Annotated in this window: 26 protein-coding genes; 10 read left to right on the plus strand and 16 right to left on the minus strand. The window is 68.1% G+C overall.

Translation table 11 applies throughout. From position 1 onward, the window contains the following. The first annotated feature begins 3 nt into the window (after nucleotides 1-3). Together DEU35_RS12565 and DEU35_RS12570 are read left to right on the plus strand one after the other, a co-directional pair. A complete protein-coding gene (locus tag DEU35_RS12565) occupies nucleotides 4-870 on the plus strand; it encodes an amino acid ABC transporter permease (RefSeq protein WP_116239675.1) in 867 nt (288 codons plus the stop codon). Continuing rightward, on the plus strand, nucleotides 867-1,610 hold the full coding sequence (locus DEU35_RS12570) for an amino acid ABC transporter ATP-binding protein (protein WP_103207558.1): 744 nt from the start codon (nucleotides 867-869) through the stop codon (nucleotides 1,608-1,610). The genes DEU35_RS12565 and DEU35_RS12570 overlap by 4 nt, the downstream gene beginning before the upstream one ends. Nucleotides 1,611-1,756: 146 nt before the next feature. Here the strand turns inward: DEU35_RS12570 and DEU35_RS12575 are convergent, their stop codons facing one another. Continuing rightward, on the minus strand, nucleotides 1,757-3,463 hold the full coding sequence (locus DEU35_RS12575; RefSeq protein ID WP_116239676.1) for a chaplin family protein: 1,707 nt from the start codon (nucleotides 3,461-3,463) through the stop codon (nucleotides 1,757-1,759). A 78-nt stretch (nucleotides 3,464-3,541) separates the two neighbouring features. Beyond that, nucleotides 3,542-4,561 carry a hypothetical protein gene (locus DEU35_RS12580; RefSeq protein WP_116239677.1) on the minus strand — a complete coding sequence of 340 codons (1,020 nt, stop codon included), beginning with the start codon at nucleotides 4,559-4,561 and terminating at the stop codon, nucleotides 3,542-3,544. Between the two features lie 624 nt (nucleotides 4,562-5,185). Here DEU35_RS12580 and dnaB point away from each other — a divergent pair. Further along, nucleotides 5,186-6,553, plus strand: a complete 1,368-nt coding sequence (dnaB, locus tag DEU35_RS12585) for a replicative DNA helicase (protein WP_103207564.1) — start codon at nucleotides 5,186-5,188, stop codon at nucleotides 6,551-6,553. Nucleotides 6,554-6,733: 180 nt separating this feature from the next. On the opposite strand, the gene DEU35_RS12590 is transcribed toward dnaB, so the two are convergent. From DEU35_RS12590 to DEU35_RS12605, 5 genes are all read right to left on the minus strand, one after another. Continuing rightward, complete coding sequence (locus DEU35_RS12590; RefSeq protein ID WP_116239678.1) at nucleotides 6,734-7,018, minus strand: WXG100 family type VII secretion target; 285 nt, start codon at nucleotides 7,016-7,018, stop codon at nucleotides 6,734-6,736. Then, a complete protein-coding gene (locus DEU35_RS12595; protein ID WP_116239679.1) occupies nucleotides 7,015-7,503 on the minus strand; it encodes a hypothetical protein in 489 nt (162 codons plus the stop codon). Before DEU35_RS12595 ends, DEU35_RS12590 begins: the two co-directional genes overlap by 4 nt. Then, nucleotides 7,500-8,738, minus strand: a complete 1,239-nt coding sequence (locus tag DEU35_RS12600) for a putative T7SS-secreted protein (RefSeq protein WP_147301870.1) — start codon at nucleotides 8,736-8,738, stop codon at nucleotides 7,500-7,502. The genes DEU35_RS12595 and DEU35_RS12600 overlap by 4 nt, the downstream gene beginning before the upstream one ends. Then, on the minus strand, nucleotides 8,735-9,079 hold the full coding sequence (locus tag DEU35_RS17320) for a hypothetical protein (protein ID WP_147301871.1): 345 nt from the start codon (nucleotides 9,077-9,079) through the stop codon (nucleotides 8,735-8,737). The genes DEU35_RS12600 and DEU35_RS17320 overlap by 4 nt, the downstream gene beginning before the upstream one ends. Nucleotides 9,080-9,452: 373 nt before the next feature. Beyond that, the gene (locus tag DEU35_RS12605) at nucleotides 9,453-9,908 is read right to left on the minus strand and encodes a VOC family protein (protein WP_116239681.1); all 456 of its coding nucleotides are present in this window, start codon (nucleotides 9,906-9,908) and stop codon (nucleotides 9,453-9,455) included. 98 nt (nucleotides 9,909-10,006) lie between these two features. On the opposite strand from DEU35_RS12605, the gene DEU35_RS12610 reads away from it, so the two are divergent. From DEU35_RS12610 to DEU35_RS12620, 3 genes are read left to right on the plus strand one after another with little or no spacing between them, the layout of a single operon-like run. Continuing rightward, on the plus strand, nucleotides 10,007-10,993 hold the full coding sequence (locus DEU35_RS12610; RefSeq protein ID WP_116239682.1) for a YafY family protein: 987 nt from the start codon (nucleotides 10,007-10,009) through the stop codon (nucleotides 10,991-10,993). A gap of 4 nt (nucleotides 10,994-10,997) precedes the next feature. Beyond that, nucleotides 10,998-11,561 (plus strand): dihydrofolate reductase family protein, encoded by a 564-nt coding sequence (locus tag DEU35_RS12615; protein ID WP_115916530.1) that lies wholly within the window; start codon nucleotides 10,998-11,000, stop codon nucleotides 11,559-11,561. A 34-nt stretch (nucleotides 11,562-11,595) separates the two neighbouring features. Then, nucleotides 11,596-11,934, plus strand: coding sequence for a hypothetical protein (locus DEU35_RS12620; RefSeq protein WP_147301872.1), 339 nt, complete (start codon nucleotides 11,596-11,598; stop codon nucleotides 11,932-11,934). Here DEU35_RS12620 and DEU35_RS12625 read toward each other — a convergent pair. Continuing rightward, the gene (locus DEU35_RS12625) at nucleotides 11,931-12,401 is read right to left on the minus strand and encodes a hypothetical protein (RefSeq protein ID WP_147301873.1); all 471 of its coding nucleotides are present in this window, start codon (nucleotides 12,399-12,401) and stop codon (nucleotides 11,931-11,933) included. The two genes, DEU35_RS12620 and DEU35_RS12625, sit on opposite strands and share 4 nt — an antisense overlap. Before the next feature lie 135 nt (nucleotides 12,402-12,536). Continuing rightward, nucleotides 12,537-13,613 carry an alkene reductase gene (locus tag DEU35_RS12630; protein ID WP_116239685.1) on the minus strand — a complete coding sequence of 359 codons (1,077 nt, stop codon included), beginning with the start codon at nucleotides 13,611-13,613 and terminating at the stop codon, nucleotides 12,537-12,539. Between the two features lie 301 nt (nucleotides 13,614-13,914). Here DEU35_RS12630 and DEU35_RS17460 point away from each other — a divergent pair, with 301 nt between their 5' ends. Beyond that, nucleotides 13,915-14,301 carry a hypothetical protein gene (locus DEU35_RS17460; RefSeq protein ID WP_258027899.1) on the plus strand — a complete coding sequence of 129 codons (387 nt, stop codon included), beginning with the start codon at nucleotides 13,915-13,917 and terminating at the stop codon, nucleotides 14,299-14,301. A gap of 1 nt (nucleotide 14,302) precedes the next feature. Beyond that, nucleotides 14,303-14,524: a helix-turn-helix transcriptional regulator gene (locus tag DEU35_RS17465; RefSeq protein WP_258027900.1), complete on the plus strand. Its 222-nt coding sequence runs from the start codon at nucleotides 14,303-14,305 to the stop codon at nucleotides 14,522-14,524. A gap of 39 nt (nucleotides 14,525-14,563) precedes the next feature. Here DEU35_RS17465 and DEU35_RS12640 read toward each other — a convergent pair whose 3' ends face one another. The 6 genes from DEU35_RS12640 to DEU35_RS12665 form a co-directional block, all read right to left on the minus strand. Then, nucleotides 14,564-15,178, minus strand: coding sequence for a hypothetical protein (locus DEU35_RS12640; RefSeq protein WP_146035538.1), 615 nt, complete (start codon nucleotides 15,176-15,178; stop codon nucleotides 14,564-14,566). A gap of 280 nt (nucleotides 15,179-15,458) precedes the next feature. After that, entirely contained in the window at nucleotides 15,459-17,015 is a 1,557-nt protein-coding gene (locus DEU35_RS12645) for a gamma-glutamyltransferase family protein (protein WP_116239686.1), read from the minus strand. Nucleotides 17,016-17,052: 37 nt separating this feature from the next. Further along, a complete protein-coding gene (locus tag DEU35_RS12650) occupies nucleotides 17,053-17,820 on the minus strand; it encodes an amino acid ABC transporter ATP-binding protein (protein ID WP_116239687.1) in 768 nt (255 codons plus the stop codon). Next, nucleotides 17,817-18,623 carry an amino acid ABC transporter permease gene (locus DEU35_RS12655; RefSeq protein ID WP_116239688.1) on the minus strand — a complete coding sequence of 269 codons (807 nt, stop codon included), beginning with the start codon at nucleotides 18,621-18,623 and terminating at the stop codon, nucleotides 17,817-17,819. Before DEU35_RS12655 ends, DEU35_RS12650 begins: the two co-directional genes overlap by 4 nt. 2 nt (nucleotides 18,624-18,625) lie before the next feature. Further along, the gene (locus DEU35_RS12660; RefSeq protein ID WP_116239689.1) at nucleotides 18,626-19,492 is read right to left on the minus strand and encodes an ABC transporter substrate-binding protein; all 867 of its coding nucleotides are present in this window, start codon (nucleotides 19,490-19,492) and stop codon (nucleotides 18,626-18,628) included. Nucleotides 19,493-19,654: 162 nt separating this feature from the next. Beyond that, nucleotides 19,655-20,296, minus strand: a complete 642-nt coding sequence (locus tag DEU35_RS12665) for a TetR/AcrR family transcriptional regulator (protein ID WP_103207608.1) — start codon at nucleotides 20,294-20,296, stop codon at nucleotides 19,655-19,657. Nucleotides 20,297-20,434: 138 nt separating this feature from the next. Between DEU35_RS12665 and pdxH the strand changes: the two genes are divergently transcribed. Together pdxH and DEU35_RS12675 are read left to right on the plus strand one after the other, a co-directional pair. Next, complete coding sequence (gene pdxH, locus DEU35_RS12670; protein ID WP_103207610.1) at nucleotides 20,435-21,076, plus strand: pyridoxamine 5'-phosphate oxidase; 642 nt, start codon at nucleotides 20,435-20,437, stop codon at nucleotides 21,074-21,076. 122 nt (nucleotides 21,077-21,198) lie between these two features. Further along, nucleotides 21,199-22,359, plus strand: a complete 1,161-nt coding sequence (locus tag DEU35_RS12675) for a GTPase family protein (protein WP_116239690.1) — start codon at nucleotides 21,199-21,201, stop codon at nucleotides 22,357-22,359. 85 nt (nucleotides 22,360-22,444) lie between these two features. On the opposite strand, the gene DEU35_RS17205 is transcribed toward DEU35_RS12675, so the two are convergent. Continuing rightward, on the minus strand, nucleotides 22,445-23,198 hold a 754-nt coding region (locus DEU35_RS17205; RefSeq protein ID WP_181904643.1), incomplete at its 5' end, for an LPXTG cell wall anchor domain-containing protein.

Below are 23,198 nucleotides of genomic sequence, written 5' to 3' on the forward strand. Positions count from 1 at the left end.
TCCGTGGCATCCACCTCTTCCGACACCGCGTGGCGGCCGAGCGAGCTCGAACTCGGGCGGCGCGCCACGCGGCGTCAGCAGTCGACGAAGTCGGTGCTGATCGCCCTGGTCAGCTCGGTCGTCTTCGTCGTGGTCGTCGGGTGGGCGATCCTGTCGAGCCCCGGCTGGGAAGACGTGCGCCGCAGCTTCTTCGACCTCGACATCGCGCTCAAGAGCTTCCCCTCGATCCTCGCGGGGCTGTGGGTCAACATCCAGGTGCTCATCGTCGCCGCGCTCGCCGTGGCCGTGCTCGGGACGACCCTCGCGGTGCTGCGGTCGCTGCGGGGGCCGGTGTTCTTTCCCCTGCGCGCCCTGGCTACGATCTACACCGACCTGTTCCGCGGCATCCCCCTGCTGATCGTGCTGTACCTGGTGGGCTTCGGTCTGCCGGCCCTGGGTGTCTTCGGGCGCGTGCCGGTCGTGCTGTGGGGAACCATCGCGATCGTGCTGACCTACTCGGCGTACATCGCCGAGGTGCTGCGTGCGGGCATGGAGGCCGTGCACCCCTCGCAGCGGGTCGCGGCCCGCTCGATGGGTCTGACGCACGGGCAGACGCTGCGGATCGTCGTCATCCCCCAGGGCGTGCGCAAGGTCGTGCCGGCGCTCATGAACGACTTCGTGTCGATGCAGAAAGACGTCGGCCTCATCTCGGTGCTCGGAGCGGTGGATGCCGTGCGCGCGGCGCAGATCTCGGCGGCGGAGTACTACAACTTCACGCCGTACATCGTCGCGGCGCTGTTGTTCGTGGCCATGGCGCTGCCGATGATCCGCCTCACCGACTACGTGTCGGCGCGGTTGGCGAAGCGCGAGCAGATGGGCGGGATCGTATGAGCGTGCTCGACGTCCGCGGGGTGCGGAAAGCCTTCGGCGACCACGTCGTGCTCGACGGCATCGACCTCGAGCTCGCCAAGCACGAGGTCGTCGTGCTGATCGGCGCCTCGGGCTCGGGCAAGTCGACGCTGCTGCGCACCATCAACCTCATCGAGCGCGTCGACGACGGCCAGATCCTGCTCAACGGCGACGATCTGACCGACCCGACGATCGACCAGGACTCCGCCCGGTCGCGCATCGGCGTGGTGTTCCAGCACTTCAACCTGTTCCCGCACCTGCGCGTCATCGACAACGTGACGTTGGCCGCGCGGAAAGTGCACGGGATGCCGAAGGCCGAGGCCTACGCGCGCGGCACCGAACTGCTCGAGCAGTTGGGCCTGGGCGCGAAGGCGCGGGAGTTCCCCGACCGGTTGTCGGGCGGCCAGCAGCAGCGCGTCGCGATCGTGCGCGCCGTGATGACCGACCCCGAGCTGCTGCTGCTCGACGAGATCACCTCGGCCCTCGACCCGCAGTTGGTCGGAGAGGTGCTCGACCTGGTGCGGGTACTGCGCGACCGCGGCTCGACCATGCTCATGGCCACGCACGAGATGTCGTTCGCGCGCGAGGTGGCCGACCGCATCGTGTTCATGAAGGGCGGCCGGATCGTCGAGCAGGGCACTCCCGCCCAGATCCTCGACGCCCCGCAGCAGCCCGAGACGATCGCGTTCCTCGAGCGCGAGCGGCGGGGTGGGGTGCTGTAGCGGGTCGGGCGCCCTCCGGCGCCCTCTGCCCACGGTGTACACCGGGTGCCCCGCGCGTTCGGTGCCGTCCCGGGCACGCCGCGACACCGGATGCCGGCCCGAGGGCGTGGCATCCGGTGTCGCGTTCTGTGGGCGAACGCTCCGGGTCAGGCGACCGAGCGGCGGCGACGCAGCAGCAGACCGGCTCCGAGGAGCAGGGTCAGCAGGCCGGCGATGCCGAGCCCGGCGGCCATCGAGCCGTCCGTTCCCGTCACGGCGAGGGCGCCGCGAGCGTTGTTCGCTCCGGTGGCAGCGAGGGCGTTGACCGAGCCGACCGAGGCGAGCGAGCCGGTCACGGTGACAGTGCCGTTGGTGCCGTTCGTTCCGTCAGTGCCGTTCGATCCCGGGGTTCCGGGCGTTCCGGGGGTTCCGGGCGTTCCGGGGGTGCCGGGCGTTCCCGGGGTGCCCGGGGTACCGGGCGTTCCCGGGGTTCCGGGCGTGGTGGGCGTTCCGGTGGTGGAGTCGGTGGTGGTGCTGTCACCGATCACCGAGACCGCGTTGCCGCCGATGGTGACGGGGATGGTGATCGGCAGACCGATGATGTTGCCGCCGCCGATGCTGCCCGTGCCGTCGGTGCTGGTGCCGCCGGTCGAGCCGGTGGTGCCGCCGGTGGTGGTGGCGTTCTCGGAGGTACTGTCGCCGATGCCCGAGACGGCGTTGCCGCCGATGGTGACGGGGGCGTTGATGGGCAGGCCGATGATGTTGCCGCCGACGATGCCGTCGGTGCCGTCGGTGCTGGTGTTACCCGTTCCGCCAGTGGTGGTGCCGCCGGTGGTGTCAGCGCCGTCGGTGACGCTGTCGCCGATGCCCGAGACGGCGTTGCCGCCGATGGTGACGGGGATGCCGACCGGGAGGCCGATGATGTTGCCGCCGCCGATGGCGTCGGTTCCGTCGGTGGAGGCGTTGCCGGTGCCGGTCGAGCCGGTGGTGCCGCCGGTGGTGTCAGCGCCGTCGGTGACGCTGTCGCCGATTCCCGAGACGGCGTTGCCGCCGACTGTGACGGGCACGCCCACCGGGAGGCCGATGACGTTACCGCCGCCGATGGCGTCGGTGCCGTCGGTGAGGCTGCCGCCGGTCGAGCCGGAGCCGGCCGTGGTGCCGCCGGTGGTGTCGGCGTCGTTCGAGGCGCTGTCACCGATCACCGAGACGGCGTTTCCGCCGACGGTGACGGGCAGGCCGATCGGGGCGTCGACGACGTTGCCGCCGAGGATCCCGTCGGTGCCGTCGGTGACGGTGCCGCCGCCGGTCGAGCCCGAGGTGCTGCCGCCGGTGGTGGCCGCATCGTCGGTGCTGCTGTCGCCGATCACCGAGACCACGTTGCCGCCGACCGTGACCGGAGCCTCGATCGAGATGACGCCCTGGTTGCCGCCGGCGACGCTGTCGCTGCCGTCGGTGCTGCTGCCAGCCGCGGGAGCGGCAGCTTCGGTCGCAGGCGCCGAGGTGCCGGCATCCGTGCTGTTGCTGTCTCCGACGAGCGAGACGGCGTTGCCGCCGACCGTCACGGGAACGTTGACCGACACGAGCCCCTGGTTGCCCGAGCCCACGCCGTCGCTGCCATCGGTGATGGTGACGGGTGCGGGAGCGGGGGCAGCGGGAGCGGAGGTGTCGGCACCGTCGCTGCTGCTGTCTCCGAGCACCGAGACGGCGTTGCCGCCGACGGTGACCGGGAGGTTCACCGAGACACCGACCTGGTCGCCCGAGAGCAGACCGTCGACGCCCGAGGTGTCTGCGGCATTGGCGATGCCGGCTCCGAGGACGGCGAGGCCGCCTCCGACGAGCGTGCCCAGAAGGACACGCGAGTAGATCTTGCGCATGAGAGTTTCTCCTGTAGATGAATGAGGGTGCGCGTCAGCGCGGGGTCGTCTGCCGTGCGATGCACGGTGCGACCGTCCTCAGTCAGGAGAGACGTCGGTACCGAAGACCGGGGTGCCAGGCAGGTCGTCGTCGACGATGGTGCGGCGGTCGAGAAGAAGCGGGGCGGCGAAGAGCTTGCCGCCGTCGGCGGTGGCGGCGTTCGCGCCCCCCGCGCCGGAGTTTCCGGATGCCGACGAGCTCGAGCCCGTGCTCGCTCCCAGGACTCCGGCGAGGTCGTCGTCGCCCGGCGGGGTGGAGGGGGCGCCCTGCGCGGCCGCGACGGCGACGGAGACCACGCCGGTCGCGGTGGCGTCGAACAGCGTCGCCGCCCCGCCCGAGGGGGCCGTGCGGGACGACGACGGAGCGGGGGAGGGATCCGCCGACAGGATGCCGGCGACGACCGCTGTCGCACCGTCCGCGGCCTCGGCCGAGAGGGGTTCGGCGGGCACGATGCCCGGGATCGGGGTGGCGGTGTCACCACCCGGAGCCGTCGGAACGCCCGGGGTCACGGGGATCACGGGGGAGATCGGGGGGAGGGTGCCGACGATCACGGGGAGCGCGGAATCGACCGCGTCGGTGACTCCCGAGATGAGCTCGTCGAGCCCGACGGTGTGCACGACGTCTCCGACGACGGGGACCGCCTGAACGGTTTCGACGACGGGGGTGACGACGTCACCGACGACCCCTGAACCGGCGACGTCGGTGACCACGTCTCCCACGGTGTCCACGGTGTCGCCGACGGTCGAATCCGCTGTCGAGACGACCTCGGAGACGGTTGCCGTGGTGGTCGTGACGACCTCGGCCGCGGGGGCGGGTGCCACGTCGGTGACGACCTGGGTCACGGGAGCGACCGTCTCGGTGACGTGCTCGACCGTGGGAGAGACGACGGTGCCGACGACCTCGTCGACGGTGTCGGTGACCTGGTTGACCGTCGAGCCGACGGCGCCGAGCAGGCCACCCGAGCCGTCGTCGGCGGAAGCGGGAGAGGCTGAAAGGGCAACGGAGAGAGCTGCTGCTCCGAGGGCGGTGGACGCGCCGATGAGGAGCAGCCGCAGCATGCGCGGTGCCCCCCGACCGGACGCGTTCTCCATGATTCGCCCCCCAAAGGTGAATCTCCGAAACTCTTGGGCGGCGACGCTACGCCCGTCTTCACCCGGGTGAAAGGGGGTTGGTGAAATCTAAGTAGTTTTCGGGAGACCGCCAGATGACGGGCGACACGCCGGACGGTGAAGAAAAACTTGACAGCGGGGGCTCCGGGTCGGTACGCCATCGGCGAGTTATCCCCCGAGTTGTACACATGTGCATGCCCCTAGCAGCAACCTTCAACGTTCACTTCACACGGGATTTCCCCAGGAAAACTGTGGATAGATAAATGCCAGGTCAGCGGCGTAAACACGCCCGATATTCCCATCCATCCACCGAGTTCTCCACAGCACTTGTGCACAGAGATGGCGGCGTTTCCCGCAGTCTGTCCACAGAGTTATCCACAGGCTCGTTTGCGTGTGGGGAGAGTGGTATCTAGCGTGGGTGCAGCCCCTCGGGCAGCCCTTTCACCGTGCCGTCCGCGTCAACGTCGGAACTTGGTGATCTGATGCTGCCGAGGCCGCCCCGAGCCCCGTTTCCGCGAACGCTTCATGCGCGCGCGAGGCCCGGCTAGGGGTGCCCGAACTGAAGGAGAGCCCGTGTCGATCGCCGATATCGCCGAAGAACGTCTCGGAAAAGCGCCGCGCCCCGAGCGCACGCCCCCGCACGACACGCTGGCCGAGCAGAGCGCGTTGGGCGGCATGCTGCTGTCGAAAGACGCCGTCGCCGATGTGATCGAAAGTCTCCGCGGTCCCGACTTTTACGTGCCCAAGCACGAGCTGATCTTCGAGGCCATCCTCACCCTCTACTCGCACGGTGAGCCCACCGACGTGGTGGCCGTCACCGACGAGCTCATCAAGACGGGCGAGCTGCAGCGCGCCGGGGGAGCGGACTACCTGCACACGCTCACCTCGATCGTGCCGACCGCCGCAAATGCGGGCTACTACGCCTCAATCGTCGCCGAGCGCGCGATGCTCCGCCGCCTCGTCGAGGCCGGCACGCGCATCGTGCAGATGGGCTACGCCGGCGAGGGCGACCCGGTCGAGCTCGTCAACAGCGCCCAGGCCGAGATCTACAACGTCTCGGGCGACGACAGCGCCGAGGACTACATCCCCCTGACGACGGCGGTGGATGCCGCGGTCGAAGAGATCGAGGCCGCTCGCGGACGCGACGGGTCGATGACGGGCATCCCCACCGGCTTCGCCGGTCTCGACCAGCTGACCAACGGTCTGCACCCGGGCCAGATGATCGTGCTCGCCGCGCGCCCCGCCATGGGTAAGTCGACGCTCGCGCTCGACTTCGCCCGCGCCGCCGCGATCAAGTCGAACGCCCCCTGCATCTTCTTCTCGCTCGAAATGGGGCGCAGCGAGATCGCCATGCGCCTGCTCAGCGCCGAGGGCCAGATTCCCCTGCAGAGCATGCGCAAGGGAACCCTCGACTCGCGCGACTGGACCACGGTGGCCTCCACCCGCGGTCGCATCAACGACGCGCCCCTCTACATCGACGACAGCCCCAACATGACGCTCGTCGAGATCCGCGCGAAGTGCCGTCGTCTCAAGCAGCGCGAGGGTCTCAAGATGGTCGTCATCGACTACCTGCAGCTGCTCACGAGCGGTAAGCGCGTCGAGTCGCGCCAGCAAGAGGTCAGTGAGTTCTCGCGCGCGCTGAAGCTGATGGCGAAAGAGCTGCAGGTTCCGGTCATCGCGCTATCGCAGCTGAACCGTGGCGCCGAGCAGCGCGCCGACAAGAAGCCGGCCCTGAGCGACCTGCGTGAGTCGGGCTCGATCGAGCAGGACGCCGACATGGTGGTGCTGCTGCACCGCGAGGCGGCGTATGAGAAGGACTCACCTCGTGCGGGCGAGGCGGACCTGATCGTGGCGAAGCACCGTAACGGTCCGACCGACACGATCACGGTCGCGTTTCAGGGGCATTATTCGCGGTTCACGGATATGGCGCCGGGGATGTGAAGACCTCGTCGGACGCGCCATAAGCGCGCCCCGGGACCGCGGCCGCTCGTCATCCTCGACATTGCATTCAGCCACTTCTCCTCCGCGCCGATCATCATTCTCGGAGCGGACGGGATGCCCTGGAGGCGGCGACTCCCACTTGAGGAGCGACCTGTCCGCGGGTTGACGGAGCAGCCCTGCTCAGGCCCAGAGCGACCGCACCGCCTGTTCGGCTTGGCGGAGTGAGTCGCCAGCGGATGCAGCAACGATGTTGGTATTGCTGAGTACGCCATGAAATCCGCGCATGCAGGCGCTCCATGCGTTCTGCGCCTCGTCGTACGCGTCGCGCGCTTCACCACTCCAGGAAGAACGCAACGTGTCCGCCTTGCGTTCGAGCGCATCGAGCTCGGCCCCGATGGCATTCGTTGCTACCCGAAGCGAGACCAGTAGGGCTTCGTGGCGATCGCTGTCGAACGAGATGGTCATGGTGTTGGCGTGGTGAGGTTCAGCTCGCGGAGGGCGTAGCGGTCGTGGACCGTCAGCGTGTGAAAGTAATGCACGAAGATCTCGCCGGCCTCGTCCGCAGTAAACACTTCGTCTGGGTAGACGAGGGCGTGGGCCGTCCCGTCGAGGAAGTCGATCGTCACGGGCGGTTCGCCGTCGCGCGGTCCACCATGACCGACGGTGTAGAGCCGCTCTGTTCCGTCCTGCTCCAGGCGTCGCCACTCGACGGTCATGGCATCGGCGGTTCCGGCCGCCTGTAGAAACACACTTGGCAGTGACTCGCGGGTTACGTCCCAGATGTCCTGGCCGTCTGGCAGCCTCGATAGGGAGAACGTCGAACGGCCCGACTTGCCCAGGAGAGACACCATCCGCTGCAAGTTGTCTTCGTACGACCGCGGACCATTGATGAGGTTCGCGAACGAGGCTCCGTTGATCTCGTAGACGAACGTGGGCTTGTCGTTACTCATGGCACTCGCTTCAGGTAGACACTGGTTACTCTAATAATTTCGCCGTCGACCTTCACGATCGCGGGATTTGCTTCAGACACCAGACCGTCGAACTCGCGCTGCCCGGCTGTTCTCATTGCGCCGCCGCTCTTCACCTCGATTGCTGTGTACGTTCCATCGTCGTTTCTGAAGAAGCCGTCGAAGTATCTGGTGTGGTCCGAGCCCTCTATACGGGCGGCGGTTCGCTCCGTTTTGACTTCGACGCCGAACTCCTCCTGAATCTCGTCGATTCCCTGCTTCTCCTTGTCGACCCAGGGCTTCACCTCTTGATCGGATGTAAAGCGACCCTTCGCGTCGCGTCCAGGTAACGGGCGAACCGCGCTGTCGCCGGTTGCGTGCTGGGCGACGTTCATGATTCCCATGCCGGTAGCGGCCGCGCCGGCGACAGCCGCGGTGATGCCCGCTCCAACGGCCGCCCCTCCGGGGACAATTCCCACACCGGTGGCGGCGACCGGTAGCCCCCCAACGGCCAGCGCGCCCCCGCCGGCCATGAGACCGATTCCGCCGAGAATCTCGAGGATGGTCTCAGGGTGTTCGATGAGTGCGTTAGCAACCGACGCCGTCCCATTGACCAGATTGGTGAGAGTGTCGACCTGAGTCGTGATCGCGAGCTGGACGACCATCTGCGTCATGGCCGATGCGACCTGCCACGGATCCGGAGCAGGAGGCGCGATGTCCGCAGCCGCTCGGATTGTGTCCGCTGCTTGAGCTCCAGCCGAGGAAACTTCCTGGCGTGCGTAGGTGAGGAGTGCGATTGCTTCCGCGCGCAGAGATGCACCCGCATCGGCCGGTGGTGGTTCGATGGTGACGTTGCTGCCGTAGAACTGATTGCTCCGAGGCTTTGGAGCTAGGGACTCGACCGTCCGCACGCGGGCGGTTTCCCACATGTCGATCGCGTCACCAGCTTTGCCCTGCGCCCACCCGAGCATCGTCGCGTAGTTCTCCAACGCGTCCGCCGAGGTCATCATCATCTGCGCGTTCTTCAACCACGCGCTCGTGACCGCTGACAACCGAGAAGCAAAGAGGTCGGCGGCCTCGCCGGCCCAACTCTCAGGCGGGCTCACCTGTCCAAGCTCCTCGGCGGCCATCCGGGCCGTTTCAGCGCGAGACCGCCAATTAACAGCTGCATCTGTCAGCGCTGCGACCGACCCGGGGATGAGAACGAGCGCGTCTGTGGTCTGGCCCAATTCGGTCATGGACGCATGAGTCCCTCGCTAGCAGCTGCCGCTCGAGGCACCGCATCTTGATCCGCCTTCTCGTAAAGGGAAGCGCTGCCGCGCAAACGAGTGACGACCTCTTGGAGCGCGCGCACCTGCTCCGACCAGGATGACGAGGCTTTTGCCTGCAGGCCAGCAGCAGCGGCAGCGAGATCGGCGTGACCGACGTCGCCATCGAGACCGCTTACCCCGCCGGCGGCGACCTCGGCGCGAATCGCGTCAATCTTCTCCGCAACTGGCCGCAATGCGTCTGGATCCACTGAGAATTTGCTCAAGCTGTCACCCCCGAAGAGATCAACAACGGTACCTCGGGTCAGCATGGGTCGGTAGGGTGCGGCTGGAGCCTGCGTGGTCGCGTCAATGATGCACACCATTACATCGACGACAGCCCCACATGACGCTGGTGGAGATTCGTGCGAAGTGCCGTCGCCTGAAGCATGAATCTGCTCGCCCGGATCCGCTTACGGCCTATCCGTGGTGTGGCCCAGCTCGCACGGGTGCATCTTGCCGCGTTCACCAGGAGCAAGACAAGGCAACCGTGCTGGGCATCCAACCCCAACCCAGCGTCAGGCCCGGCTCAAATTCTTCGGGCCAACCTCTGAGTCCGGTTGCTGTGCAGCACGCTTATGTTGTTTAGGACCCTGAGGCGAAGCGGTCGCGACCCGCAATCGAACGCCGTCGCGACCGCCCACCTCAGTCCGCGACGACCGAAACGCTCCACGTCACGCCAAACTGGTCGGTCAGCATGCCGAAGCCGGCGCTCCAGGCCGAGGCGGCGAGGGGCTCGACGACCGTGGCATCCACTGCGAGGGTGTCCCAGTAGCCCTGAAGCTCCTCGAGGGTGGGGGTGCTGATCGAGACGAACACCGCCTGGTCGGTCACTGTCGTACTGTTCTCGCGATGCGTCGCTCCGTCACCGGCAATGCCGCCCTCGGTGCGGCTGGGGATGTCGTAACCCATGATGCGGAAGCCGTTCTCGCCGGCAACCAGGCCGAAGACGACCTTGTCGGAGCCGGGGATCTCGGCCGGCGTGCCGAAGTCGGCGTAGGTGTTGACGACGAGGTGGCCGCCGAAGACGGACTGGTAGAACTCGAGCGCCTGGCGGGCATCGCCGCGGAAATTCAGGTGGGTGGTGGTCTGCACGGGCATGTCTGCTCCTCGATTAATGGGCCGGGATCGGCTTGTGAGATCACGGTCCCACCCGTATAGGTCGGTTTCTGTCCTAGACCGCGAGTACCGTCGGATGCATGGCCACGACGTCGCGATTGCTCACCCTGCTGTCGCTCTTGCAGGCGCGGCGGGACTGGCCGGGGTCGGTGTTGGCATCGCGGCTGGATGTCAGCGATCGCACGGTGCGGCGCGACATCGATCGTCTGCGCGAGATGGGCTACCGGATCGAGACGACGATGGGCCCCGACGGGGGATACCGCCTCGACGCGGGCGCCGAGATGCCGCCGCTGCTTTTCGACGACGATCAGGCGCTCGCGGTGGCGATCGCTCTGCGCGCGGCGCCCGCATTGGGTGCGGACATCGGCGAGGCGGCGGTGCGCGCTCTCGCGACCATGCGGCAGGTGCTGCCGTCGCGGCTGCGGCATCGGCTCGACGCTGTGGAGGTGACGACGGTGGGCCGCCCGGGGGAAGCGCCGGTTGCTGCTGTTCCGCTCGACGTGCTGCTGACGCTGGCGCAGGCGGTGCGCGACCGGGTCACCCTGCGCTTCGACTACATGCCGAGGGGCGAGGGAGAGGCTCAGCCTCGGCGGATCGAGCCGCACCACCTCGTGACCTCGGATGGCCGGTGGTACCTGCTCGGGTGGGATCTCGAGCGGGAGGACTGGCGGCTCTTCTCGGCGGATCGCGTGCGCCCCCGGGTGCCGCGTGGGGCGCCGTTCGTGCTGCGGGTCGTGCCGGGCGGGGACGTGAACGCGTTTGTCGCCGCGCGGTTCAAGGGGGCGGACTCGAATGAGTGGCCCTGCCGCGGGACGGTGTTGTTGCACGCGCCGGTGCGGGACGTACTGCCGTTCGCGGGCGACGGCACGGTCACCGCTGTCGACGACGAGCAGTGCACCCTTGAGGTCGGGTCGTGGTCGTGGGGTGCGCTCGCCGCGTCGTTCGGGAGGTTCGAGGTGGCGATGGAGGTCGTCGGGCCGCCGGAGCTGGCGAAGGCCTTCGCGGTGCAGGCCGCGCGCTTTGCGGCGGCGGGCTCTTCCGCGGGGGAGCCCCGGCGAGGAAGCTAGCGGCATGACACAGCCCCTCCGCTACGCCATCAACGTCACCCTCGACGGTTGCGTCCATCACGAAGCGGGCCTGCCGCCGGACGAGCAGTCCATGGCGTTCTGGACCGACGAGCTGCGCCGCTCCGACACCCTCCTCTACGGCCGTGCCACTTACGAGCTGATGGAGGGCGCGTGGCGTCGACCGGAGTCGGGGGAGTGGCCGGACTGGATGGATGCCAGTGAGGTCGCATTCTCGGAGGTCATGGATCCGATGCGGAAGGTCGTGGCATCCGGGACTCTCGACAGCGTCGACTGGAACGCCGAACTGGTCCGGGGCGATCTTATTGAGGCCGTTCGGCGGCTCAAGGGGGAACCGGGGCGAGGGGTTTCGGTCGGTGGCGTGAGGCTGCCGGCGACACTCGCGGCGCACGGGCTCATCGATGAGTACACGTTCGTCGTTCATCCGGTGATTGCGGGCCGGGGGCCTCGGCTGCTCGACGGCGTCGACCTGAGGCTCGAGCTGATCGAGCGGCGAGAGTTCCGGTCGGGCGCCGTCGTGCAAAGGTTCCGGCCAGCGGAGCAAGATTGAGCATCGACGAGAGGAGCGGATTCGGATGCGATGGGTGAGCTTCACCGACCGTTACGGGGCGCAGCAACACGATGACATCACGCTCGACCGCCTCAGTGAACTGTTGCCGACGATCGCCGTCTATGACGGGGACGACGAGCACCGGAGCATTTCGGTGTCGGACTCGGACGCGTGGAATCTCGAGTTCTATCCGCATCGGGTGCTCTTCGAGAACAGCGAGGTCGGCGGTGAAGAAGTCGGGAGTCTGCGGGGGCTGAGCGAGAAAGAACGTCTCGACATTGCCGACGAGTTCATACGGGGCGATTTCGCGGCGTTGCGGGCGCGGCCGTGGGGGCGCCGAGGGGCGGTAGTCGCCACGAGCCCGGTGAATTAGCGCGCGCGCCGGAAGCGGCGAATCGTGCCCAACTGCCCCAGATCGAAACGGCGCAGCGCCGCGGCCGCCCTTTGAGACACGAGAAGGTCCGCTTCCCCCTCGACGTGGGAGAAGTCGTCGACGCCGAAGGTTCCCGTCACGTCGAAACAGACAAGCTCAGGAAGCTGTTTGCCCTCGAACGCCCCGAGCTCCTGCATCTGCGGGTCGAACGACAGGCTGAATTCACGCTCGCGCAGACCGCGCAGCGGACGCAGCTGCTCGGCGAGCGGGGGCGTTGCGAAGTAGATCCCGTACGTCGTGGTGAAGTCGGGGATGGGCAGCTCGTAGAGCGTCAGGTCGATGCGAAGGAACGGCTTGAGGCCGTGCCGGAGAGAGGCCGGGTCGTGGTCGAGCTCGACATCGTCCCCGAAGCCGAACGGCACTTCGAGCGAGACGACGTAGGAGCGCGGGCCGAAAGGACGCATCACGGTCTCACCCGACCATTGGATTGAGCGTGTCGGCCGCCGGTCCTCATGCGGTCAGGCTAACGGAGAGGTGTTCGCGGTGGACATACGAACGGGGCGGCGTCACTTTCGCGACGTCGCCCCGTTGGCATCCGAGATTCAGGCCTGCAGGAACGGGTAGTCCGTGTACCCGCGCTCGCCGCCGCCGTAGACGGAGGCCTGGTCGACGTCGTTCTCGTCGGCGCCCTGCTCCCAGCGCGTGACGAGGTCGGGGTTGGCGATGGCGGGGCGGCCGACGGCGACCAGGTCGGCGATGTCGTCCTTCACGACCGAGACGGCCTCGTCGCGCGTGGTGACGCTCGAGAAGCCGCTGTTGATGATGAGGGTGCCGCCGAAGGTGCGGCGCAGGTCCTGGATGAGGTCGCCGGCGGGGTCGGCGTGCAGCACGCTCAGGTAGGCGAGGCCCAGGGGAGCGAGGCCCGACACGAGCGCCTCGTAGGTGGCGCGGGTCTCGGCGTCGTCCTTCTCCCACACGTCCTGGATGTTGTGCGCGGGCGAGATGCGGATGCCGACGCGCGTGGCGCCAACCTCGGCCACGACGGCCTGCGCGACCTCGATGACGAAGCGAGCGCGGGCCTCGGGCGATCCGCCGTAGGCGTCGGTGCGCTGGTTCGAGGCGGGGGAGAGGAACTCGTGCAGCAGGTAGCCGTTCGCGGAGTGCAGCTCGACGCCGTCGAACCCGGCATCCACGGCCTTGCGGGCGGCGGCGACGAATTCGTCGCGCACGGTGGCGAGCTCGGCGGTCTCGAGCGCGTGCGGCACGGCGTAGGCGACCTTCGTGCCGTCGGCGAGGCGCGTGTCGCCCTCGATGGCGATCGCCGAGGGGGCGACGATGCGGTCGGTGCCGGTGATCTCGGGGTGCGTGACGCGTCCGCCGTTCATGAGCTGCATGAAGACGGTGCCGCCCTCGGCGTGCACGGCGTCGGCGACCTTGGCCCAGCCCGCGGCCTGAGCGTGGGTCACGATGCCGGGCTGACCCGGGTACGCGCGCGACTCGTCGCTCGGGAAGACACCCTCGGTGACCAGCAGGCCGATGCCTGCGCGCTGCGCGTAGTACTTCGCGACGATCGGGCCGGGGACTCCGTCGGCGCCGGCGCGCAGGCGGGTCATCGGGGCGAGCGAGACGCGGTTGCGGACGCCGATCTCTCCGACGGTGGTGGGGGCGAACAGGCTCATGGGTGTCCTTTCGTGGGGGAACAGGGCCGTGGCTGGCCAACCCGCGGTGCGCAACAGGTATTCCGCACGCGCAGGGTCACGGCGTGTCGAGGGGCACGCGAGTGTGCGTCTGGTCGTTCGCCCGGGTTGGGGCCGCAGAACAACGCCTTCCATCCGCAGCCCACGGGGGCCGGGGTCTGTGTGTCGCTGGGCGGGTGTGGCGCGGCCGTCAGGGTGCATCGGAGAGGCAATAGCTTGCAAATGTCGGGTTGATACGACATCGTGGAATGACAAGCACGATTGACATTCGAGGGGATGCTCCATGAAACGCTTTGCACCTGTGGTGATTCTGGCCACCGGAATCGCCCTGATCGCCGTCCTTTTCGGCGTGGGGGAGGCCATCCGCGCAGAGTGGTTGCGGTACGCCGCTTTCGCTGTCATCCCCGCGGCGGGACTCGCCATCGTGGCCGTACGGAAGAAGCGAGAAACCGCGACCCGGTCTTTTGCGGAGGAGGGGATCGAAGCCGATGTGGATCGCAAAGCGCGGGCATCGGCTTTCCGAGATGTGCTGGTCGCGGCACCGATTCTTCTCCTCGCTGCGGTCCTGCTGGCAGACATCGCGGGCTGGGTTTGGCTCGCGGGTCTGTTGTTCATCGCCCTCGGCGACTACTGGATCCGCATCGCCGCGACTCGGCCGAGGAGAGCATGAGGTGAAGACCCTCAACACCGTGCGAGCCACTCGCCGAGAGCGTGGGCTCACCCAGGAGGCCCTCGCCGCCCTCTGCCTTGTCTCTCGGCAGACCATCGTGTCGCTCGAGGCTGGTCAACATGATCCTTCTCTGGTTCTCGCCCTTCGCATCAGCGAAGCGCTCGGCACCTCCGTCCACGATGTATTCCGTCTCAACGACGAAGCCGGGCATCGTGTCCTCTAACACGATGCCCGGCTCGGACGGCTACCTACGAAATCGTGCTCAGGTGACGCAGGCGTACTGCGGTTCGTCCCGAGCGCGGTTCAGATAGATGCGGAATTCGCCCTTGCATTTTCCATTGTGCGCAAGAGCGACCGCGGCAATCGTCAATGCAGCGGTGATCGCGGCGCAGCTGACCCATCCCACGGCCGGGATCGCGCACGCGGCGAGCCCGATAGCGGCAGCGCCCCCACTGATGACCAGATCTTGATCGAACTGGTTCAGATCCAGATAAGGGCCGTGCTGGTTTGAGCCGCCAGCCAGCATCGGCACGATGGCTCCGTCGTCGTGCAGCTCCACGGTGTAATCCATCGTGTATCCGGTGGGTACGCCCTCGCCCTGGGGCGTGAGTTCGAACGAGTACCGGGTGACCCCGTCCTGCTCGGTGACGGTCCGGGGCAGATCGCTGGCAACGAGGGATTCGATCTCCGCTTCCCATTCCGCTCGCGTGGCTCCGACGGACTCGAGCACGGTCCCACCTGAGCGTGTCAGCGTCGCCGGTGATGGCTCGATTTCCGAGGGGGACGCCGCGGTTGCAGGAGCCGCTGACAGGAAAGAGGCGACGAGGACGGTGAGTATTGCGCCACCCGAAACGGATAGCAATGATTTCTTTTTCATGAATGTTCTTTCACTTCGGTCTCAATAGATACATGTTGCGAACAGCCCGGGGGCGGATTCACGATTCTTCACCGTATGTGAGGGGGCCGCGATGCGTAAGTGACGTTCGCGATCCGGCTCTTGAGTGCATCTCGTCTGATTGCGCCGCTGCAGGCGCGGTGGCGGTGGTCGTCACGCCACTATGGATCTGTTTCCCGTTGCCGTCACTGTCGCTATCTGTCCCCGACCCACGCTCGACTGTGGTCTCGGTCGTTGACAGCGACAGACGGGGGCGCCCGCGTCAGGCCCCATACCCCCGCACGCTTGCCGCACCGTCCGAGCGCGGGTCGCTGCCCGCATCCAGGCCACCGTCGGCCCCCACGATGACAAGATTCGCGTGCCCGACGAGCTCGTCGGCATCCGGAGTCTCGATGATGTGCAGCCGCGTCTCGGCGAGCGAATCGCGGGCGGGCGCGGCGAGGTTTCCCTCGACGTAAATGTCGGAGGGGGTGTCGCCGTCGCGCTGCGGGCCCACGATGGCGCGCGGCGCCGACACCGCCTCTTGAGCGGTGGCTCCCGCCATCGCCCGCAGTAGGGTCTGGGCGTGGATCTGCGGCTGACCCTGTCCGCCCATCGTCGCCGAGACGAAGCGCAGGCCGCGCTCGTCGTCGACCATGACCGGCATGAGGGTGTGGAGCGGGCGCTTCCCGGGGGCGAGGGCGTTCGGCGACGCCGGGTCGAGCGAGAAGCCCGTGCCGCGGTTGTGCAGCAGGATGCCGGTGGAGGGCTCCACGACGGCGGCTCCGAACGCGTGGTAGACGCTCTGGATGAGCGAGACCGACCACCCCGACGAGTCCGACGCCGCGATGCCGACCGTGTCGCCGCGGGGGCGACGGAAGCCCGGCAGCACCGGCTCGTCGCCGCGCGCCGATGCATCACCGTCGAGCAGCTCGCTGACGTCGCCCGAGGTGACCCGCGGGTCGGCGAGCAGTTCGTCGCGCACGAGGTTGGCGGCGAAGAAGCGCTCCATCATGCGGCCGAAGTCCGCGCCCAGGGGGTCGGCGATGCCGTGCCGTTCCAGTTCGCGCAACACGCGCAGCAGCACGAAGCCGTGCGTGTTGGGCGGGCTCGTCAGCACGCGATACGCGCCGAACGAGGTGGTCAGCGGCTCGACGACCTCGGGGTGGAAGAGCAGCAGGTCGGCCGCGCCGATGCGCGAGCCGAGGCGCGCCAGGCCGTCGACGAAACCGGCGGTGAGCTCGCCGTCGTACAGGGCCGCCGCCCCGCCGTCGCGGATCGCCTCGAGGGTGCGGGCGAGCACCGGCTGCACGAGGGCATCGCCCTGCGCGGGCAGGCCCTCGGCGAGGAACGTGTCGCGGAACCCCGCGTCGAACCCGATCGCGGCCTCTTCTTCGCGGAAGGCGGCGGCGAGCGAGCGCGACACCGGCACGCCCTCGCGCGCGGCAGTCACGGCATCCGTGAAGATCTCCTCCCAGCCGAGCTGACCGCCCATGCGCCGCAGTACCTCCCACCCGCGGACCGCCCCCGGTACCGTCACCGTGTCGATGCCCCGATACGGCAGCACCTCACCGTGCGCTTCGCGCATCGCCGCGCGATCGACAGCGGATGCCGCGGGGCCCGACGCGTTCACGCAGCGCGTGCGTCCCGAGGGGTCGCGGACCAGGGCGATCAGGTCGCCGCCGATGCTGACGTTGTGCGGATAGACCACGCTGAGGGTGGCCGCGGCCGCGAGGGCGGCATCGATCGCGTTGCCACCGCGGGCGAACGCTCGCTCGGCGGAGCGGGTGGCGTCGGCGTGCGGGGTGGCGATGGCGCCGGTCAGGGGCGTGCGAGACATGGGTGTTCCTCGGTGGATCGTGCGGGGAGGGAGAGGGTCAGAGGATCTTCGAGAGAAACGCCTGCGTGCGCGGGTGCGCGGGCGCGGCGAACAGCTGGCTGGGCGGGGCGACCTCGACGATGGCTCCGGCATCCATCACCACGACGCGATCGGCCACCTCGCGGGCGAAGCCCATCTCGTGCGTGACCACGACCATGGTCATGTGGTCGGCGGCGAGCTCGCGCATGACGTCGAGCACCTCGCCGATCATCTCGGGATCGAGGGCGCTGGTCGGCTCGTCGAACAGCATCAGGCGGGGCTTCATCGCGAGCGCCCGGGCGATCGCGACGCGCTGCTGCTGACCGCCCGAGAGCTTGCTCGGCCGTGCATCGCTCTTGTCGGCCAACCCCACGCGTTCGAGCAGCGCCTGCGCCTGCGCGACGGCCTCACCCTTGGCGATCCCGCGTACGCGGACGGGGGCGTGCCAGATGTTCTCGAGCGCCGTCATGTGCGGGAAGAGGTTGAAGTGCTGAAAGACGAAGCCGATCTCCTGCCGCTGCTGCCGGAGGGCCGACTTGGTGGCGGGAACGCGTCGACCGTTCGGCGCGATCCGGTAGCCCATCGGCTGGCCCGCGACCGTGAGGTCGCCGCCGTCGATGCTCTCGAGGCCGTTCATCGTGCGGAGGAACGTCGTCTTGCCGGCACCCGAGGGACCGACGAGCACGACGACCTCGCCCGGCTGCACGTCCAACGACACGTTGTCGAGCACCTGGCGCCCGCCGAGTTCGCGGGTGACGTTCTTCGCGCTGACGAGGGGATCGGTCATTTCAGGACTCCCGAGTCGGAGAGGGTGGTGACGGGGGTGAGGGGCGCCGACCGACGACCCCCGAACAACCGCTGCCACGGAGACGCCGTGGTGACGATGCCGACGCGGGCGTTGAGCTTCTTCTCGATCGCGCTCTGGATGATCGTCCAGATCGTGGTGAGGGCGAGGTAGTAGATCGCGACGACCGCGAAGATCTCGAAGGTGCGGAAACTCGCGGCGCTGATGCTCTGGGTGACCAGGAACATCTCCGAGACGCCGATGACGCTCAAGATCGACGTGCTCTTCATGAGCCCGTTGAACGAGTTGCCCAGCGGGGGAACCATCAGCCGCAGCGACTGGGGCAGGATGATCCACCGCATCGCCGACATCCCCGACATGCCCAGCGCCTGCGCCGCCTCGGTCTGACCGACCGGCACCGAGTCGAGGCCGGCGCGGATGATCTCGGAGATGTACGCGCTTTCGTTCATGATGAGCCCGACGATCGCCGCCTGGATCGCGGCTTTGACCAGGATGCCGCCGAGGTCGACGTCTTGGAATCGGAACACGTTCGCCGCGGCGAAGCCCGTGTAGATGATCACGAGCTGCACGAGCAGCGGGGTACCGCGGATCAGCCAGATGTAGAGGCTCGCGATCACGCGCAGCGGTGCGAATGCCGACCGCCGCATCAGCGCGATCACCAGGCCGACCACGAGCGCCCCGGCCATCGCGAGCACCGAGATGAGCACCGTCAGCGCGAGACCTTGCAGGAAGGGTGCGCCCGGGGTGAGCAGGTTCTTCCAGAAGAAGCCCCAGTCGAAGTTCACCGTCAGTTGCTTCCGCTGTAGGCGAGGGACTCCTGCCCCCACGTGCTGAGAATCTTGGTGTAGTCACCCGTCGAGACGATGTCGTCGAACGCCTTCTGGATGCCGTCGTGCAGCGCGGTGTTGTCCTTGAGGGTGGCCGCGCCGATGTCGATCGCGTCGGTCGGGTCGCCCACCATCTCGATGCCTGCGGTGCCCTGCTTCTGGTAGTACCCGATGAGCTCTGCCGCGTCGAGGTACGCGTCGAGCTGTCCGCTGACCAGCTGCTGGAACCCGACGGTGGCCTGGTTGTTCGTGCTGATGTCGAGCGGCTTCTTGTTCTCGGAGGTGCACGCGGTGGACTGCTTCTCGGCGAGATCCTGCGCCGTGGTGCCGACCGTCACCATGACCTTCTTGCCGCAGAGCGAGTCGTCGAGACCGGTGATGCCGGCATCCGATCCCTGCTTCACCGCGACCCCCGTGGCGGAGGTGAGGTACGGCACGAAGTCGACGACCTCTTTGCGTTCGGGCTTGATGTAGAGCGAGGCCATGATGACGTCGCACTGCTTGGCCTGCAGGCTCGGGATGAGCGCCGAGAAGTCGACGGTCACGAAGTCGGGGGTGAGACCCAGACGACCCGCGACGGCCTTGGCCAGGTCGATCTCGCTGCCGACGAGGTTTCCGGATTCATCGGTGGTGATGTTGGGCGGAGAGCCCAGGTTCGTGGTGCAGATCGACAGCGTGTCGGCCGACCGCAGGGCGGTGGGTGCGACGGTGGCGATAGCGGATGCCGTGTCGGCTGCCGGAGCCGGGCTCGACGAGCACGCTGACAGGCCGAGAGCGGCGAGGCCGGCGACCGCGGCGACTGCGGCGATGCGAGTGGTGGTGTGCATGAAATCTCCGTCGATGCTCGATGCTCCGTCACCTCGGGCGTGACGTGCGGAGCAGGCTATCAAGTGATAGGTAATGCGTCTATCAATTGATAGAGGGCGCGTGTTGCGCCCGCATTTCGCGCCGAAGTCGACCCCGAGAAGAGTCAGGGGAGGCGGCGGAGATTACAGCGAGAAGGAGACCGCGCCGTCGAGGCGGGACTGCGTCGCCGAACGCACCTCGTCGAGACGGAAGGGATCGACGAGCACCGCGCGGAGAATGAAGTCCGACACCTGCAGAGGTCGGTGGGCGACCGGCGCCGACGCATTCGTCTCGCGCTCGCGCATTCCTTCGAATTGCAGACCGGTGATCGCGCGCTGGACGAACTCGGCGTCCGCGTCCATGAATTCACCCGCCTGGATGCCGCTCGCCACGAGCGCCCGAACCTCTTCGTGGAAGCGTGCGATCGACAGGCGCTGGCTCTCGAACTCCGGCTCGGTGAAGATCGCATCGCTGTAATAGCCGCGCGCGTCGTAGGGGAGCGTCAAATAATCGTGCGAACTGATCGTCAGGAAGTAGTGGAAACGCTCCGCCCACGAGGCGTCGAGGGCGCGCGCCTCCTGCAGGCGGCCGAAGGTCTGCGCGAGGTCGGCGTCGACGAGCTCCGACAGAATGACGTGCTTCGCGGAGAAGTGGTAGAACAACGACGGCTGTCGGATGCCGACGGCATCCGCGATCTCTCTCGTGGTGGTGCCGTAGTACCCGTGCCGGCCGAAGAGGCGGGCGGCGTGCACGAGGATCTGCTGCCGCGTTCCCCCCTCTTCCATGCGGCGATTCTATCGGCCGCTAGGTCCGGGCCCCGGACGGGAGTGTCTTCGAGGGCCGATATGTCCCTGTGCCTGTCGACGTGGTCACCGCCGCGCAGTCATACGCTGGGGTCCCAGCCACCCACCGGAGGACCCGCGATGACCGAGAACCCCCTTGCCCACCGGCTCGACTACACGCTCGCCGAGCTGGATGACGACGCCCTCTCGGCCTCACCTTTCGAGCTGCTGCAGCAGTGGCTGACGGATGCCACGGACCAGCCCGAGCCGAACGCGATGGTCGTGTCGACGGTGGATGCCGAGGGCCGGCCCACCTCGCGCACGGTTCTGCTGCGCGGGATCGACGACGACGGGGCGCTCGTCTTCTTCACCAACCGGCAGTCGCGGAAGGGCCGCGCGCTCGCCGGGAACCCGGCGGTGTCGATCCTGTTCCCCTGGTACGCGCTGCAGCGACAGGTCATCGTGCTCGGTACGGCCACGCCGCTGCCGCCGGAGCGCGACGACGCGTACTTCGCCTCGCGGCCGCGCGGCTCGCAACTGTCGGCGTGGGCGAGCCGCCAGTCGGAGCCCGTGGCATCCCGAGCCGCTCTCGAAGAGCACATGGCCGAGGTCACCGCCCGGTTCGCCGACGATGAGGTCGTGCCGCGGCCACCGCACTGGGGCGGATACCGGGTCGAGCCGCGCGAGATCGAGTTCTGGCAGGGCCGGCGGTCGCGACTGCACGATCGGGTCGTGTTCACGCGGGATGACGACGGGTGGGTGGGGTCGCGGCGGCAGCCGTGACCTGTACCGGGTCGTCGCGCAAGGGGCGCTCCCGAAAGTCCCTCGTGCCGCCCGGCCCCGTAGATTCGATCCATCCCGCACACGCGGGTCGCGACGCGAATCATCGGGGGTAGGGCCAGATCATGGCGAAGAAGAACACCGACGCGCGTCAGCTCGACGACAAGGCGTTCGTCCAGGCGACGTCCGAGGCGAAGTCGCGGTACGGCCGGTTCAACCTCGCGATCGTCGGCGCTTCGGGCGTGGGCAAGTCGTCGCTGGTCAACGCGGTGTTCGGGCGCGACTGGGCGAAGGTCGGACGCGGCTTGCCGGTCACGCGCGGCGTGCACTTCTACAGCGACGACTCGCTCGGTATCTGGGACGTCGAGGGGTTCGAGATCGGCTCGCCCGTTCCGCCGGATCAGCAGCTGCGCACCCACCTCGACGCGATCGCCGCCCACCCCGGCGACCACCAGATCTCGGTCGTCTGGTACTGCGTGCGGGCCGCCGACGATCGGCTGACCCCGGCCGACATCGCGATGATCCGCGAGCTCGACGAGCGGGGGCTGCCGGTGATCCTGGTGTTGACGAAGGTCGGCTGGATCAAGAACCCCCTCACCGGGCACCAGGGCATCGCTAAAGATCTGGAGGCGTTCGTCGAGTGGCTCAACGACCCCGTCGACCCGAACACCGGGGAGCGACTGCGCATCCCCTACCGGCAGGTCGTCCTCACCTCGACCCGCGACAAGAACGGGAAGGGCAAGGGGCACGGCCTCGGTGACCTTGTCACGCAGACCCTCGAGCTCGCCCCCGAGCGCGACAAGGACGCCTTTCGCATCGCACAGCGACTCAACCTCCCGTGGAAGAGGGAGATGGCGCGGCCGATCATCGCCGCGGCGGCCGCGGCCGCAGCGGGGGCTGCGACCGTTCCGCTTCCTGTCTCGGATGCTGTCACGCTGGCGCCGATCCAGCTGACGATGATGGGCCGGATCGCCGCGATCTACGACCTCGAGGTCAAGACGATGCTCTCGGCCGGCGCGCTCGCGCAGTTCGGCGTGCAGGTCGCGGGGCGGGCGCTCGCGACGAGCTTCCTCAAGCTCATCCCCGGTGCCGGGATCGTCGTGAACGCGGCGGTCGCGGGTGCGTTAACGGCGGCGACGGGCGAGAGCTGGCTGAAGATCTGCGAGCTGCTGCACACCGGCAAGATCGACGTGCGCAAGCTCGACCAGGAGTGGGCGAAGTACGCGCCCAGCTTCATGGACGTGGCACGCAAGCTCGTGGAGCGGCGCGTCACGAAGAAGAGCTGAGAGACACGTCGAGCGGGGACGCGCCCGACCCGACAAAGAACGATGCCCGCCCCGGAGGGGGCGGGCATCGTCTCTTTAGCGACGCTCAGTTGTGAACGCGGCGGCGCTTTCCGTACAGGAAGATGCCCGCGCCAGCCATGAGCGCGAGGGCTCCGGCACCGACGAGAGGCATCACGTCGGCGCTACCGGTCACGGCCAGCTTCGACCCGGACGCGACACTCGACGAGCCGCCGACGGGGGCGGCACTCGACCCGTTGCCCGCGGGAGCGGGGGTCGGGGTCGGGGTCGGGGTCGGGGTCGGGGTCGGGGTCGGCGTGACGGCGGCGGGGAGGGTGAAGGACACGGTCTGTTCGCCGCGGCCTGCGCCTCCGGTGACCTGGTTGGCGGTGATGGTCTGTGCGACCGGGGCGTCAGCGGGGTAGGTGCCGGTGGTGGACCACTGTCCGTTGACGACGACGGCGGCGGTGGTGCCGGGGATGCGGTTGCCGTTGGCGTCGAGGACGTTGACGGTGGAGCCGTCGGTGCCGGTGCCGGTGAAGGTCACGGTGCGCGAGTCGACGGTCTGGCCGTTGGTGGGCGCGGTGACGGTGAAGTTGCCGACGGGGGTCACGGCGGGGAGGGTGAAGGACACGGTCTGTTCGCCGCGGCCTGCGCCTCCGGTGACCTGGTTGGCGGTGATGGTCTGTGCGACCGGGGCGTCAGCGGGGTAGGTGCCGGTGGTGGACCACTGTCCGTTGACGACGACGGCGGCGGTGGTGCCGGGGATGCGGTTGCCGTTGGCGTCGAGGACGTTGACGGTGGAGCCGTCGGTGCCGGTGCCGGTGAAGGTCACGGTGCGG

The sequence above is a fragment of the Microbacterium sp. AG157 genome (genome assembly GCF_003385695.1).
Classification (GTDB): Bacteria; Actinomycetota; Actinomycetes; order Actinomycetales; family Microbacteriaceae; genus Microbacterium; species Microbacterium testaceum.

Bases quoted from the DNA above. Each gene is read 5' to 3' on its own strand.
- DEU35_RS12675 (WP_116239690.1), top strand. From the start codon at position 21,199: ATGGCGAAGAAGAACACCGACGCGCGTCAGCTCGACGACAAGGCGTTC.
- DEU35_RS12605 (WP_116239681.1), bottom strand. From the start codon at position 9,908: ATGCCCGTGCAGACCACCACCCACCTGAATTTCCGCGGCGATGCCCGC.
- DEU35_RS12570 (WP_103207558.1), top strand. From the start codon at position 867: ATGAGCGTGCTCGACGTCCGCGGGGTGCGGAAAGCCTTCGGCGACCAC.
- DEU35_RS12615 (WP_115916530.1), top strand. From the start codon at position 10,998: ATGACACAGCCCCTCCGCTACGCCATCAACGTCACCCTCGACGGTTGC.
- DEU35_RS12640 (WP_146035538.1), bottom strand. From the start codon at position 15,178: ATGAAAAAGAAATCATTGCTATCCGTTTCGGGTGGCGCAATACTCACC.
- DEU35_RS12610 (WP_116239682.1), top strand. From the start codon at position 10,007: ATGGCCACGACGTCGCGATTGCTCACCCTGCTGTCGCTCTTGCAGGCG.
- DEU35_RS12600 (WP_147301870.1), bottom strand. From the start codon at position 8,738: ATGACCGAATTGGGCCAGACCACAGACGCGCTCGTTCTCATCCCCGGG.
- DEU35_RS12590 (WP_116239678.1), bottom strand. From the start codon at position 7,018: ATGACCATCTCGTTCGACAGCGATCGCCACGAAGCCCTACTGGTCTCG.
- pdxH (WP_103207610.1), top strand. From the start codon at position 20,435: ATGACCGAGAACCCCCTTGCCCACCGGCTCGACTACACGCTCGCCGAG.
- DEU35_RS12575 (WP_116239676.1), bottom strand. From the start codon at position 3,463: ATGCGCAAGATCTACTCGCGTGTCCTTCTGGGCACGCTCGTCGGAGGC.
- DEU35_RS17460 (WP_258027899.1), top strand. From the start codon at position 13,915: ATGAAACGCTTTGCACCTGTGGTGATTCTGGCCACCGGAATCGCCCTG.
- DEU35_RS12630 (WP_116239685.1), bottom strand. From the start codon at position 13,613: ATGAGCCTGTTCGCCCCCACCACCGTCGGAGAGATCGGCGTCCGCAAC.
- DEU35_RS12645 (WP_116239686.1), bottom strand. From the start codon at position 17,015: ATGTCTCGCACGCCCCTGACCGGCGCCATCGCCACCCCGCACGCCGAC.
- DEU35_RS12595 (WP_116239679.1), bottom strand. From the start codon at position 7,503: ATGAGTAACGACAAGCCCACGTTCGTCTACGAGATCAACGGAGCCTCG.
- DEU35_RS12650 (WP_116239687.1), bottom strand. From the start codon at position 17,820: ATGACCGATCCCCTCGTCAGCGCGAAGAACGTCACCCGCGAACTCGGC.
- DEU35_RS12665 (WP_103207608.1), bottom strand. From the start codon at position 20,296: ATGGAAGAGGGGGGAACGCGGCAGCAGATCCTCGTGCACGCCGCCCGC.
- DEU35_RS12660 (WP_116239689.1), bottom strand. From the start codon at position 19,492: ATGCACACCACCACTCGCATCGCCGCAGTCGCCGCGGTCGCCGGCCTC.
- DEU35_RS12580 (WP_116239677.1), bottom strand. From the start codon at position 4,561: ATGCTGCGGCTGCTCCTCATCGGCGCGTCCACCGCCCTCGGAGCAGCA.
- DEU35_RS17320 (WP_147301871.1), bottom strand. From the start codon at position 9,079: ATGCTGACCCGAGGTACCGTTGTTGATCTCTTCGGGGGTGACAGCTTG.